The organism is Paeniglutamicibacter sp., assembly GCF_046714615.1.
Lineage (GTDB): Bacteria > Actinomycetota > Actinomycetes > Actinomycetales > Micrococcaceae > Paeniglutamicibacter.
The window spans coordinates 1-12535 of record NZ_JBKKAP010000134.1 but is presented as its reverse complement, the minus strand read 5'-3'; the positions used below and the strand labels follow the sequence as shown (position 1 = coordinate 12535).

The 12535-nt window shown below is 63.4% G+C and carries 13 protein-coding genes and 1 pseudogene; all 14 read left to right on the top strand.

The features are described 5' to 3' along the window. Positions 1–566: pseudogene (locus ACLQ7E_RS15770) on the top strand (transcription termination factor Rho); the annotation flags it as partial. A 131-nt stretch (positions 567–697) separates the two neighbouring features. After that, positions 698–1780, top strand: coding sequence for a peptide chain release factor 1 (gene prfA / locus ACLQ7E_RS15765; RefSeq protein WP_411733526.1), 1083 nt, complete (start codon positions 698–700; stop codon positions 1778–1780). Positions 1781–1808: 28 nt separating this feature from the next. Then, entirely contained in the window at positions 1809–2657 is an 849-nt protein-coding gene (gene prmC / locus ACLQ7E_RS15760) for a peptide chain release factor N(5)-glutamine methyltransferase (RefSeq protein ID WP_411733527.1), read from the top strand. 21 nt (positions 2658–2678) lie between these two features. Then, positions 2679–3599 carry an L-threonylcarbamoyladenylate synthase gene (locus ACLQ7E_RS15755; protein ID WP_411733525.1) on the top strand — a complete coding sequence of 307 codons (921 nt, stop codon included), beginning with the start codon at positions 2679–2681 and terminating at the stop codon, positions 3597–3599. After that, positions 3596–4714, top strand: a complete 1119-nt coding sequence (locus ACLQ7E_RS15750; RefSeq protein ID WP_411733524.1) for an MraY family glycosyltransferase — start codon at positions 3596–3598, stop codon at positions 4712–4714. The genes ACLQ7E_RS15755 and ACLQ7E_RS15750 overlap by 4 nt, the downstream gene beginning before the upstream one ends. Before the next feature lie 166 nt (positions 4715–4880). Beyond that, a complete protein-coding gene (locus ACLQ7E_RS15745) occupies positions 4881–5378 on the top strand; it encodes a hypothetical protein (protein WP_411733523.1) in 498 nt (165 codons plus the stop codon). Beyond that, positions 5365–5613 carry a hypothetical protein gene (locus ACLQ7E_RS15740; RefSeq protein WP_411733522.1) on the top strand — a complete coding sequence of 83 codons (249 nt, stop codon included), beginning with the start codon at positions 5365–5367 and terminating at the stop codon, positions 5611–5613. Before ACLQ7E_RS15745 ends, ACLQ7E_RS15740 begins: the two co-directional genes overlap by 14 nt. A gap of 78 nt (positions 5614–5691) precedes the next feature. Beyond that, the gene (gene atpB / locus ACLQ7E_RS15735) at positions 5692–6498 is read left to right on the top strand and encodes a F0F1 ATP synthase subunit A (protein WP_411733521.1); all 807 of its coding nucleotides are present in this window, start codon (positions 5692–5694) and stop codon (positions 6496–6498) included. Positions 6499–6598: 100 nt separating this feature from the next. After that, on the top strand, positions 6599–6814 hold the full coding sequence (locus tag ACLQ7E_RS15730; RefSeq protein WP_071213157.1) for a F0F1 ATP synthase subunit C: 216 nt from the start codon (positions 6599–6601) through the stop codon (positions 6812–6814). Between the two features lie 74 nt (positions 6815–6888). Continuing rightward, complete coding sequence (locus ACLQ7E_RS15725; RefSeq protein WP_411733520.1) at positions 6889–7443, top strand: F0F1 ATP synthase subunit B; 555 nt, start codon at positions 6889–6891, stop codon at positions 7441–7443. Then, a complete protein-coding gene (locus tag ACLQ7E_RS15720; protein ID WP_411733519.1) occupies positions 7443–8255 on the top strand; it encodes a F0F1 ATP synthase subunit delta in 813 nt (270 codons plus the stop codon). The genes ACLQ7E_RS15725 and ACLQ7E_RS15720 overlap by 1 nt, the downstream gene beginning before the upstream one ends. Before the next feature lie 122 nt (positions 8256–8377). Next, the gene (gene atpA / locus ACLQ7E_RS15715) at positions 8378–10015 is read left to right on the top strand and encodes a F0F1 ATP synthase subunit alpha (protein WP_411733518.1); all 1638 of its coding nucleotides are present in this window, start codon (positions 8378–8380) and stop codon (positions 10013–10015) included. Between the two features lie 78 nt (positions 10016–10093). After that, a complete protein-coding gene (locus tag ACLQ7E_RS15710; RefSeq protein ID WP_411733517.1) occupies positions 10094–10987 on the top strand; it encodes a F0F1 ATP synthase subunit gamma in 894 nt (297 codons plus the stop codon). 59 nt (positions 10988–11046) lie between these two features. Continuing rightward, the gene (gene atpD, locus ACLQ7E_RS15705) at positions 11047–12498 is read left to right on the top strand and encodes a F0F1 ATP synthase subunit beta (RefSeq protein ID WP_411733516.1); all 1452 of its coding nucleotides are present in this window, start codon (positions 11047–11049) and stop codon (positions 12496–12498) included. Positions 12499–12535 lie beyond the last annotated feature (37 nt).

Below are 12535 nucleotides of genomic sequence, written 5' to 3'. Positions count from 1 at the left end.
CGCAGGTAGCCGAACTCTCCATCGAGCGCGCCAAGCGCCTCGTGGAAATGGGCATGGACGTTGTTGTCCTGTTGGACTCCATGACCCGTCTGGGTCGTGCCTACAACAACTCGGCTCCGTCTTCCGGACGTATCCTCTCCGGTGGTGTGGACTCCGCAGCCCTGTACCCGCCCAAGCGCTTCTTCGGTGCGGCCCGCAACATTGAAAACGGCGGCTCACTGACCATCCTGGCCACGGCACTGGTGGAAACCGGCTCCAAGGCTGACGAGGTCATCTTCGAGGAGTTCAAGGGCACCGGCAACATGGAGCTTCGCCTGTCCCGCCAACTGGCGGACAAGCGCATCTTCCCGGCCGTCGACGTCAACGCCTCGGGCACCCGCCGCGAAGAGAAGCTGCTCTCCCCGGACGAGGTCAAGATCATGTGGCGCCTGCGCCGCGTGCTTTCGGGCCTGGACACCCAGCAGGCGCTGGAGACCCTCACGGGCAAGATCCGCGAGACCTCCTCGAATGCCGAGTTCCTGATGCTGATCAACAAGACCACGCTGGGCTCCAAGAACGACGCCTAGCTGCCCTATACGCCCAGTTTCACCGTGCCCGGACACCCGGGCCGGTGAAGCTGGGCGTTGGTCGTTAACACCCAAGTTCCCTTTTCGTTCCCTACACTGGGAACCAGTCGTAGTGAAAGAAGCTGACAACCATGTTTGAGTCCGTACAGGGACTACTCGATGAGCACGCAGGCCTCCAGGCCCGGCTTTCGGATCCCGCCGTTTACCAAGACCAGGCCCTGGCCCGCAAGCTTGGCCGCCGCTCCGCCGAGCTCAACGGCATCGTCGAGGCCCACCGCCGCTGGAAGCAGGCCACCGAGGACCTCGAGACCGCCCAGGAAATGGCCGACGAGGACCCCGATTTCGCCGCCGAGGTCGAAGAGCTGAACACCAAACTGCCCGTGCTCGAGGAAAAGCTGCGCCGGCTGCTGATCCCGCGCGACCCCAACGACGCGCGCGACGTGATCCTCGAGGTCAAGGGCGGGGAAGGCGGCGACGAGGCGGCACTGTTCGCCGCGGACCTGCTGCGCATGTACACCCGCTACGCGGAGACCAAGGGCTGGAAGACGGAGCTCATCTCCTTCAACGAGTCCGACCTGGGCGGCTACAAGGATGCCCAGATGGCCATCAAGGGCAAGTCGAACAACCCCGCCGAGGGCGTCTACGCGCACCTGAAGTTCGAGGGCGGGGTGCACCGCGTGCAGCGAGTTCCGCAGACCGAGTCCCAGGGGCGCATCCACACCTCGGCTGCGGGCGTGCTGATCCTGCCCGAGGTCGACGAGCCCGAAGAGGTCGACATCCACCCGAACGACCTGAAGGTCGACGTCTACCGGTCCTCGGGCCCCGGCGGCCAGTCGGTGAACACCACCGACTCCGCGGTGCGCCTGACCCACCTGCCCACCGGCATCGTGGTTGCCATGCAGAACGAGAAGTCGCAGATCCAGAACCGCGAGGCAGCCATGCGCGTGCTGCGTTCGCGACTGCTGGCCCACCAACAGGCCATCATCGACGCGGAGAACTCCGACATCCGCAAGTCGCAGGTGCGCACCATGGACCGCTCCGAGCGCATCCGCACCTACAACTACCCGGAAAACCGGATTGCCGACCACCGCACCGGCTACAAGGCCTACAACCTTGACCACGTGATGAACGGCGAGCTGGACCCGCTGATCAACTCCTGCATCGAGATGGACGAACAGCAGCGACTGGACGCCATCGGCGGGGACAAGGGCTAGGCACCGGGTGAGCGAACCGGCTTTCGGAATGCCGCTGGCCCAGGTGCTGGCGCAGGCGGCCGCAGCCCTCGAGGCCGCCGGGGTTCCTTCCCCGCGGGTCGATGCCGAGCTGCTGGCCGCGCACGTGCTGGGCATTTCCCGCGGCCGGCTCGCGTCGATGGTCATGATGGGGGAGGAGTTCTCCGCCGGGGATTCCGAGAACTATGCGCATTTGGTGGACAGGCGCGCCACCCGCGTCCCGCTGCAGCACCTCACCGGCGTCGCCCACTTCAGGTACCTGGACCTGTCGGTGGGCCCGGGCGTGTTCGTGCCGCGGCCCGAAACCGAGTCCGTGGTGCAATTGGCCATCGACGCGGCCCGGGGCCTGGAACACCCGATCATGGTGGACCTGGGCACCGGATCCGGCGCGATCGCCGGTTCGCTGGCCCACGAAGTGCCCGGCGCCCGGGTGCATGCGGTGGAGCTTTCCGATGACGCCTTCCCCTACGCGGCGCGCAACCTGGCGCCGCTTGGCGTCAAGCTTGTCCAGGGGGACTTGACCCACGCGTTTGCCGAGCTCGACGGCAGCTGCGATGTGGTCATCTCCAACCCGCCCTACATCCCTGCAAACGCGCTGCCGCGCGAACCCGAGGCACGGGACCACGACCCGCACATGGCACTGTACGGGGGAGGGGAGGACGGCATGGTCCTGCCCCGTGCCGCCGCGGCCACCGCCGCACGGCTGCTGCACCCCGGGGGCTTCTTCGTCATGGAGCACGCCGAGGTCCAGGCCGAGGCCATGTCAGCGATGTTTGCCGCCTCCGGCGACTGGGAAAAGGTCACGACCCACCTGGATCTGACCGGCAGGGATCGGGCCACGAGCGGCATCCGCCGCTGAAAACCTTCGAAACATGGAAGAATGAAACACGTGACTTCACGTTTTGACGCCCGCGACAGCCAAGACCTAGAGGCTGGACTCGAGGCCGCACGCGCCGCATTGGCCGAAAACCGATGCATCGTGATGCCCACCGACACCGTCTACGGCATTGCCGCCGACGCATTTTCCGCCCAGGCCGTGGCGACCTTGCTGGCTGCCAAGGGCCGGGGGCGGAACATGCCGCCGCCGGTGCTGATCCCGCAGGCCGCGACGATGGACGGCCTGGCCGTCGACGTCCCGGGTTTCGCCCGCGAGCTGGCCGCCGAGTTCTGGCCCGGCGCGCTGACCCTGATCCTGCATGCCCAGCCCTCACTGACCTGGGACCTGGGGGAGACCCGCGGCACCGTGGCCCTGCGGGTGCCGGACGATGAGGTGGCCCGCCAGCTGTTGCGCAGCACCGGCCCGCTGGCCGTCTCCTCGGCGAACCGCACCGGGAACCCGGCAGCCGCCACCGCCGAGGAGGCCTTCGAACAGCTCGGCGAATCGGTCGAGGTGTATCTGGAGGCAGGGCCCCGCCCGATCTCCGGGGACGCACTGAGCTCGACCATCATCGACTGCACCCTCACCCCGCCGCGCGTGGTGCGCGAGGGAGCCCTCTCGCTTGAGGCACTGCGCGTGGTTATCCCTGGCCTTCTGGACAGCGACGGGCAGCCGGACCCCGAGACCGAGGCCTCCGACGCTGAAGCAGCGGGCACCGACGCCGACGCAGACCAGCGCGACGCCACCCAAGCCGCACAGCCCGCGGAAGATGACGCCGTCACGTCTGCTGACACTTATCCTGACGCTGACGCTGACGCTGACGCCAGTGCCCCTGCCGGCCCCGAGGTCACTCCCGGTGAAACAGCGAATCCCGGCGCCACCCAGGGCGGGGACGTCGCAGGGGAGTCCGCCCGGACGCCATGAGAAGCTACTTGCTGCTGATCGGGATCACGTTCATGACCTCGTATCTGCTCACTCCGGTGCTCCGCGTCCTGGGAGTGCGATTCATGCCCCAGCTCCCGGTGCGCGACCGCGATTTCCACGAGAAACCCACCCCCAAGTTGGGCGGGGTCGCCATCGTGGGGGCCCTGTACCTGGGAATCTCGGTGGCCGAGCAGATGACGTTCTTCGACGGAATCTTCAGGTCTCCCGAGCCCATCCGGGGAGTGCTGATCGCCCTGGGCATCATCCTGGTCATGGGGGTTCTTGACGACCTGAAGGACCTGCCCTGGTGGGCCAAGCTCATCGGGCAGATCGCGGTGGGACTGGTGATTGTCCAGCACGGGATCCTGCTCAAGGCGCTTCCGGTCGGTTCGCTGCACATCGACTCACCGTCACTGCAGGTCGCTGTCACGGTGCTGATCATCGTCGGCACCATGAACGCGATCAACTTCGTCGACGGATTGGACGGCCTGGCCGCCGGCATCTCCGCCATCGGCGCGGCAACCTTCTTTGTCTACAGCTACCTGTTGGCCACGCGCGTCAGCGCCGAGGACTACGCAAACTTCTCGGCCCTGCTGTGTGCAGTCCTGCTCGGCGCCACGCTGGGATTCCTGCCGCACAACTTCCAGCCCGCTTCCATCTTCATGGGGGAGACCGGTGTGCTGGCCATCGGGTTGCTCTTCGCGGTGGCCACACTGGCGGTCACCGGTGACGTGTTGGGGCAGGACGCCTTCCGCTTCCGCAACGTCCCGGCGTTCATGCCGGTGATCCTGCCGATTGCAGTGATCGTGCTGCCGTACCTGGACCTGCTGCTCTCCGTCATCAGGCGCACGGCCAAACGCAGATCCCCCTTCAGCGCGGATCGCGGACACATCCACCACCGGCTGGTGGACCTGGGGCACAGCCCCCGCGCAGTGGTCCTCATCCTCTACCTGTGGGCCGCCTTGGTCGCATCGGGCGTCGTGGTGATCTCGCTGACAGACCGGCGCATCGCTATTCCCCTTTATGTTGCGGCCTTCATTTTCGTGACGTTCGTCACCTGGTGGCCCATGCTCAAACGAGCCCACGGCAAGATCGGGATACCCGGCAGCCAGTAGGCACACCCTGCCCGAGGGGGAGCGCCGGCCGCCACGTTCAGCCATCGTTCTATCTCGTGTAGAATTCAAGGTGCCTCTTCACGGAGGAACACACCCCCATCAAGCCTCCATGTCATGCGGGACCCATCACCGGTGGGTGCCGCTGCAACAAGGGAACTGGACATACATGATCAAGCCGGGACGCGGTTCCAAACCGAGTGATGCGTTGGTCGCATCGTCGGCTCCGCGCTCCCCTTGGTTGGGCATCCTGAAAACATGTGTTTCCTACACCGTTGGTGTCGGAGCCGTGGCGTCCATTGCCTCATGGTCGATCCTGGGCGCGCAAGCGGCCGGTTCGCTGGCCTTCGGGTGCAGCCTGATTGTCGTTTTCTTCGGCGTCAGCCTGCTCGTTGCCGAATGGGCCGGGCGGCATCGCGCCACCTGGGCGCTTCCGGCATTCCTGGGCATGTACGTCGTCAAGATCCTGGGCATGGGTTTGCTTGTGCTTTTTTCCGGGCTTCCCGGCTGGGTGCTCGCACCCTACTTCATGTGGGGGGCCATTGGCTCCCTGGTGCTATGGCAGTTTGGAGAGATTCGCGCCTTTTCCCGTGCGAGGCTTCCCATTTTCGACCACGACGATCCATCGCAGTCCCCACCCGCGGGAGGGGATCATGGAAAACCCTGAGATGGACCCCAGACAAACGCCAATTCAGGCTCCCGGACGGGAGTACGTCAACTACATTGTTGGCGGGCTGATCGCGTGGGGTTTGATAGGCTGGGGACTGGATCTTTTGCTGGACACCCGCTGGATTGTTTTCCTCGGTGCGCTGCTAGGCGCCACCGCCGGATTGTTTCTGGCTCGCCACCATTTGCGGCATCGACGCCGCGGGTTGCCACCAAGTGATGAGATCGACCATTAGAACTTCTTACGGTGAGCGGCGCCTTGCGCCGAATCACCGATATTGCCCCACGACCGAAACTGCAGAGAGGACAGCGCGTTGACCGCGTTTGCGCTTCCGACGGCCACAGAACCCTATGTCCCGCCGTCGATTTCCGACACCCACCTTCCCGAGGTGCTGCCATGGTTAGCCGAGTACGGGACCGGTTTCGGCAAGCAGATGGTCATGATCATCCTCTCGATCATCTTGATCGGGTGGTTCTTCAAGTCGGCCATCAAGAATCCGAAGCTGGTTCCAGGCAAGGCACAGTTCCTGGCCGAAAGCGCCTACGGCTTCGTCCGTAACAGCGTTGGCCGCGACATCATCGGCGAGAAGAACTTCGCCCAGTGGGTGCCGTTGCTCTTTGCGACCTTCTTCTTCATCCTGCTGAACAACCTCTTCGGGGCTATCCCGTTCCTTCAGCTTCCCTCGTTCTCCCACGCCGGTGCGGCTTACGCCATGGCCATCATCATCTACGGCACCTGGATCGCCGTCGGCGTGAAGAACCACGGTATCCGCTACTTCAAGCTGGCCGTTGTTCCCTCGGGGGTCCCGGGCTGGATCATGCCGCTGATGGTGCCGTTGGAAATCATTTCCAACTTCATCGTCCGTCCGCTGACCCACTCCTTGCGTTTGATGGCAACCATGCTCGCCGGCCACATGATCGTGATGCTTGCCTCCACCGGCGCTCGTCACCTGATCATGGTCCAAGAGTCGCTGGCCCTGAACGCCGTCGGCGTCCTGGTCATCGTCGGCTCGGTGGCCATGTACTTCCTCGAACTCCTGATCATGGTCCTGCAGGCCTTCGTATTCACCCTGCTGACCGCCATCTACATCCAGGGTGCCCTGGATGCAGACGCCCACTAAGCACTCCGGGCTCGCACCAACCAACTAAAGTTTTCCCCCTTGAATGGGGGAATGACCTCACAACCTGCCGACAAAGTGTCGGTATCTTGAAAGGAACGAAATGGAACTCCACGGCTCCCTCAACATGATCGGCTACGGCCTGGCTGCAATCGGTTCGGCCATCGGCGTGGGCATGATCTTCGCTGCCTACATCAACGGTGTAGCTCGTCAGCCGGAAGCTCAGCGCATCCTGCAGCCCATCGCCATGCTCGGCTTCGCCCTTGCAGAAGCACTGGCAATCTTGGGCCTCGTCTTCGCCTTCGTCGTCGGCGCCTAGTTCCCCTCGTAGTGGCCCTGCCACTTGCGCAGGAGTCATTGCAATTGGAACTTAAGAGATAAGGAAGAGTGAGAATGATCAGCAACGAATTGATCCTCGCTGCAGGCGAGAGTGCCAACCCGCTGCTTCCGAACCCGTGGGAAATTCTTGTCACTGCTGCAGGCTTCGCTGTCCTGCTGTTTATGGTGGTCAAGTACATTGCCCCGGCATTCGAGAAGTCCTACCAGGACCGTGTCACGGCCATTGAGGGTGGACTTGAGAAGGCAGAAGCCGCACAGGCCGAAGCCAACGCCACCCTTGAGCAGTACAAGGCACAGCTGCTGGAAGCACGCACCGAAGCCAACCGCATCCGCGAGGATGCGCGCGAAGAAGGCGCATTGATCCTGGCAGAACTCAAGACCAAGGCAGCAGAAGAGTCCGCTCGCATTACCGAGCAGGCCCACCGCCAGATCGAAGCCGAGCGCACCGCAGCAGTTACCTCGCTGCGTGCCGAGGTCGGAACCCTGGCAACTTCGCTGGCCAGCAAGATCGTCGACGACGCTCTTGAGAACGACGAGCGCGCAGCTCGCGTGGTCGATAAGTTCCTGGCAGACCTGGAAAACCAGCAGAACGCAGGTGCATCGAACTAATGGCAGGTGTATCGAGCGAGTCACTGTCCGCGGCGCTGGCGTCGTTGGAAACCAAGCTTGCACACGCGTCCTTGGAAATGTCCGCCGAGCTATTTGGAACGGTTGACGTTCTGGATGGCAACGCAGGCCTGCGTCGCGCACTGACTGATCCGGCCCGTGGGGCCTCGGACAAGGCTGGGCTTGTTGCCCAGCTGTTGCACGGGAAGGTCTCGGCGGAAGCCGAATCCACCGTCGCGTCTCTGGCATCCTCGCGTTGGAGCTCGGCACGAGACATTGGCGATGCACTGGAGACCGTGGCGGCAACAGTCGCCATCGCGGTAGCCGAGCGTCAGGGCGGTTCCGCAGGACTGGAGAGGCTCGAAGAAGACCTCTTCGCGTTCATCCGAGTGGTTGGGTCCAGTCATGATCTGCAGCGTGCACTTGATGATTCCAAGGCAACGGTCGAAGCCAAGGGCGCCCTGGCGCTCAAGCTCGTGCCGAACGCCTCGGACGCATCGGCACTGCTGATCCGCCAGGCCGTCGCTTCGCCGCGCGGGCTCAAGCCCGTCGCACTTCTGGAGCGCTTCGTGGAATTGGTGGCTAAACGCCAGGACCGCTGGATTGCCCAGGTGAGTGTCACCCGTGACCTCACTTCCGAGCAAACAGCGCGCCTGCAGGCAGGCCTGAACAACCTTTACGGCCGGGACTTGAAGATCAATGTCGAGATCGACCCGGCACTAGTTGGCGGCATCCGCGTCAGGGTGGGCGACGAGGTTGTTGACGCAACCATCGCCACCCGCGTCGCTGAGCTTCGCCGCCAGTTGGCAAGCTAGGCAGCCCCCCACTTCAATCCGGGGGGCCTGCCTTGCAGGCCAGTCACCATAGACTGAATCAAATTTCGGTTACCGCAACGATTGATCGCGGTAATCACAACTTAGGAGAGCAGGGACTGCAGATGGCCGAATTGACCATCAACGCCGACGATGTCCGCAATGCCTTGAATGAGTTCGCAGCGTCCTACGAACCGGGCAAAGCAGAGCGCACCGAGGTCGGCCGCGTAACCACGGCAAGTGACGGTATCGCCAAGGTGGAGGGTCTTCCCTCCGTCATGGCAAATGAGCTGCTTCGCTTCGAAGACGGCACCCTGGGCCTGGCCCAGAACCTTGACACCCGCGAGATCGGTGTCGTCGTCTTGGGCGACTTCACCGGCATCGCCGAAGGCCAGCGCGTAGAGCGCACCGGCGAGATCCTTTCGGTTCCGGTTGGCGACGCCTTCCTCGGCCGAGTGGTTGACCCGCTGGGCGAGCCGATTGATGACCTGGGACCAATTGCGTCCTCCGGTCGCCGCGCTTTGGAGCTTCAGGCTCCGGGCGTAACGCAGCGCAAGTCGGTTCACGAACCGCTGCAGACCGGCATGAAGGCCATCGACGCGATGATCCCGATCGGCCGTGGCCAGCGTCAGCTGATCATTGGCGACCGCCAGACCGGCAAGACCGCCCTGGCCGTGGATGCGATCATCAACCAGAAGGCCAACTGGGCTTCCGGGGACACCAACAAGCAGGTCCGCTGCATCTACGTGGCAATTGGTCAGAAGGCTTCGACCATTGCCGCTGTGCGCCAGACCCTTGAAACCAATGGTGCGCTGGAATACACCACCATTGTTGCCTCCCCGGCTTCCGACCCGGCCGGCTTCAAGTACCTGGCACCGTACGCCGGCTCGGCCATTGGCCAGCAGTGGATGTACGACGGCAAGCACGTTCTGATCGTCTTTGATGATCTGTCCAAGCAGGCCGAAGCCTACCGCGCCGTATCGCTGTTGCTGCGTCGCCCGCCGGGACGCGAAGCCTACCCGGGCGACGTGTTCTACCTGCACTCCCGCTTGCTTGAGCGTTGTGCAAAGCTCTCCGACGAGCTCGGAGCAGGCTCGATGACCGGTCTGCCGATCATCGAAACCAAGGCAAACGACGTATCGGCATTCATTCCGACCAACGTCATTTCCATCACCGACGGCCAGATCTTCCTGCAGTCGGACCTCTTCAACGCCAACCAGCGTCCGGCAGTCGACGTGGGCATCTCGGTGTCCCGCGTTGGTGGCTCGGCGCAGATCAAGGCCATGAAGAAGGTTGCCGGTACGTTGAAGCTTGAGCTGGCCCAGTACCGCGACATGCAGGCATTTGCCATGTTTGCCTCGGACCTGGATGCCGCTTCCAAGCAGCAGCTGACCCGTGGCGCCCGCCTGATGGAACTGCTCAAGCAGGGACAGTACGCACCGTTCCCGGTTGAGGATCAGGTTGTCTCCGTGTGGGCCGGTACCAAGGGCTACCTGGATGATGTCCCGGTTGAGGACGTTCGTCGCTTCGAAACCGAGTTCCTGGCTCACCTGCGTCACCGCACCAACGTCCTCACCGTGATTGCCGAAACCGGCAAGCTCGAGGACGAGACCGTGGAATCGCTCAAGTCGAACATCGCCGACTTCAAGGCCGGCTTCTTCGGTGAAGGTGACGACAAGCTTGTCGCCGCCGGCAGCGAAGCATTCGATGCCTTGGCCGAGGGATCCGTCGACCAGGAAAAGATCGTCAAGCAAAAGCGCTGACATCACCTTTGAGTAGGGGTTGCCGCACCCGAAGGTGTGGTGCGGCAACCCCTGCAAAGGGATAAGGAAAGGACAAACATGGGAGCCCAGATTCGGGTCTACCGCCAGAAGATTGCATCGACGACGTCGATGGGCAAGATCTTCAAGGCGATGGAACTGATCGCCTCTTCCCGTATTGGCAAGGCACGCGCGCGTGTCTCGGCATCTCTGCCATACGCCAATGCGATTACCCGTGCTGTTACTGCCGTCGCGTCACAGTCTGAGGTTGATCACCCACTGACCACCGAGCCGGAGTCAATCCGTCGCGCGGCTGTCTTGGTCATGACCTCGGACCGCGGACTCGCCGGGTCCTACTCCGCCAGCGTCTTGAAGCAGGCAGAGCACCTCGTTGAACTGCTCCATGAAGAAGGCAAGGACGTCAAGACCTACCTGGTCGGCCGCAAGGCTCAGGCGTACTTCGATTTCCGTGGACGCGAATACGCGAAGGTGTGGACCGGTGGCACTGACGCCCCGGAGTTTAAGACCGCACGCGAACTGCGCGAAGCCCTGCTCAAGGACTTCGCCGACGATTTTGAAGTGGGAGGCGTGGACGAAATCCACGTTGTCTTTACCCAGTTCAAGTCGATGGTCGTTCAGGAACCGACGGTCATTCGTTTGCTGCCGCTTGAGGTTGTCGAGGAGGAGTCAGAGACTCCTGCCGATGAGCTGCTGCCGCTCTACGAATACGAGCCGGAGCCGGAGCAAGTGCTCGACGCACTGCTTCCGCGGTACATCGAATCACGCATCTTCAACGCGATGTTGCAGGCGGCGGCTTCCGAGCTCGCAGCCCGACAGCGTGCAATGAAGTCCGCCGGCGACAATGCCAAGGACCTCATCAAGAAGTACACGCGTCTTCGTAACAACGCCCGCCAGGCCGAGGTTACCCAGGAACTCTCCGAAATCGTTGCCGGCGCTGATGCGCTGAACGGCTAACGGGATCTTCCTACCCACACTTACATCCACGCCATCTACACAAGTGAAGTGAGAGAGAGATGACTGCCCAACTTAACGAGCAGGGTACCGCTGCCTCGACCGGTGCAATCGGTCGTATCGCACGCGTTATCGGCCCGGTTGTCGACGTTGAATTCCCCGCCGACTCCCTGCCTGCTATTTACAATGCTCTTTCCGCTGAGATTACCCTCAACGGCAAGACCACCACCATCACCTTCGAAACCAGCCAGCACCTCGGTGACTCCATGGTTCGTGCAATCGCCCTGCAGGCCACCGACGGACTTGTCCGCGGTACCGCCGTGGTTGACTCCGGTGCCCCGATCTCCGTGCCTGTTGGCGACGTTGTCAAGGGCCACATCTTCAACGTGCTGGGCGAGCCCCTCGACGTTGCGGCCTCGGATCTTGAGATCACCGAGCGCTGGCCGATCCACCGCAAGGCCCCTGCATTCGCGAGCCTCGAAGGCTCGACCGAAATGCTGGAAACCGGCATCAAGTCGATCGACCTTCTCACCCCGTACATCAAGGGTGGAAAGATCGGCCTGTTCGGCGGCGCCGGCGTGGGCAAGACGGTGATGATCCAGGAGATGATCACCCGGGTGGCCAAGCAGCACGGTGGCGTCTCCGTCTTCGCCGGCGTGGGCGAGCGCACGCGCGAAGGCACCGACCTCTGGCTGGAGATGCAGGAGTCGGGCGTCATCGACAACACCGCACTCGTCTACGGCCAGATGGACGAGCCCCCGGGCGTGCGCCTGCGGGTGGCCCTTTCGGCACTCACCATGGCCGAGTACTTCCGCGATGTCCGCGGCCAGGACGTGCTGTTGTTCGTCGACAACATCTTCCGCTTCACCCAGGCCGGATCCGAGGTTTCCACCCTGCTCGGCCGCATGGCCTCGGCCGTGGGTTACCAGCCGACGCTGGCCGACGAGATGGGCGCACTGCAAGAGCGAATCACCTCGGTGCGGGGCAAGTCGATCACCTCGCTGCAGGCCGTGTACGTGCCGGCCGACGACTACACCGACCCGGCCCCTTTCACCGCCTTCACCCACTTCGACGCCACCACCAACCTCGACCGTGGAGTGTTCGCCAAGGGCATCTTCCCGGCCGTCGATCCCTTGGCCTCGACCTCGAACATCCTGCAGCCCGCCGTCGGGGGCGCCGAGCACTACCGGGTGGCCCGCGGCGTCGTGCAGACGCTGCAGCGCTACAAGGAGCTGCAGGACATCATCGCCATCCTCGGCATCGACGAGCTGACCGAAGAGGACAAGGTGCTCGTGGCCCGGGCCCGCAAGGCCGAGAAGTTCCTCGGCCAGCCGATGTACGCCGGCGAGCCGTTCACGCAGATTCCCGGCACCAACGTGCCCGTCGACGAGACGGTCGCCGCCTTCGGCAACCTCCTGTCCGGCGAGTACGACGACTACCCGGAGCAGGCCTTCTTCAACGTCGGTGGCATCGACGACCTGGAGAAGAAGGTCAAGACCCTGCGGGAGAGTTAGAGCGTGGCGCTGCAGGTCGAGCTCGTCTCCCCGGAGC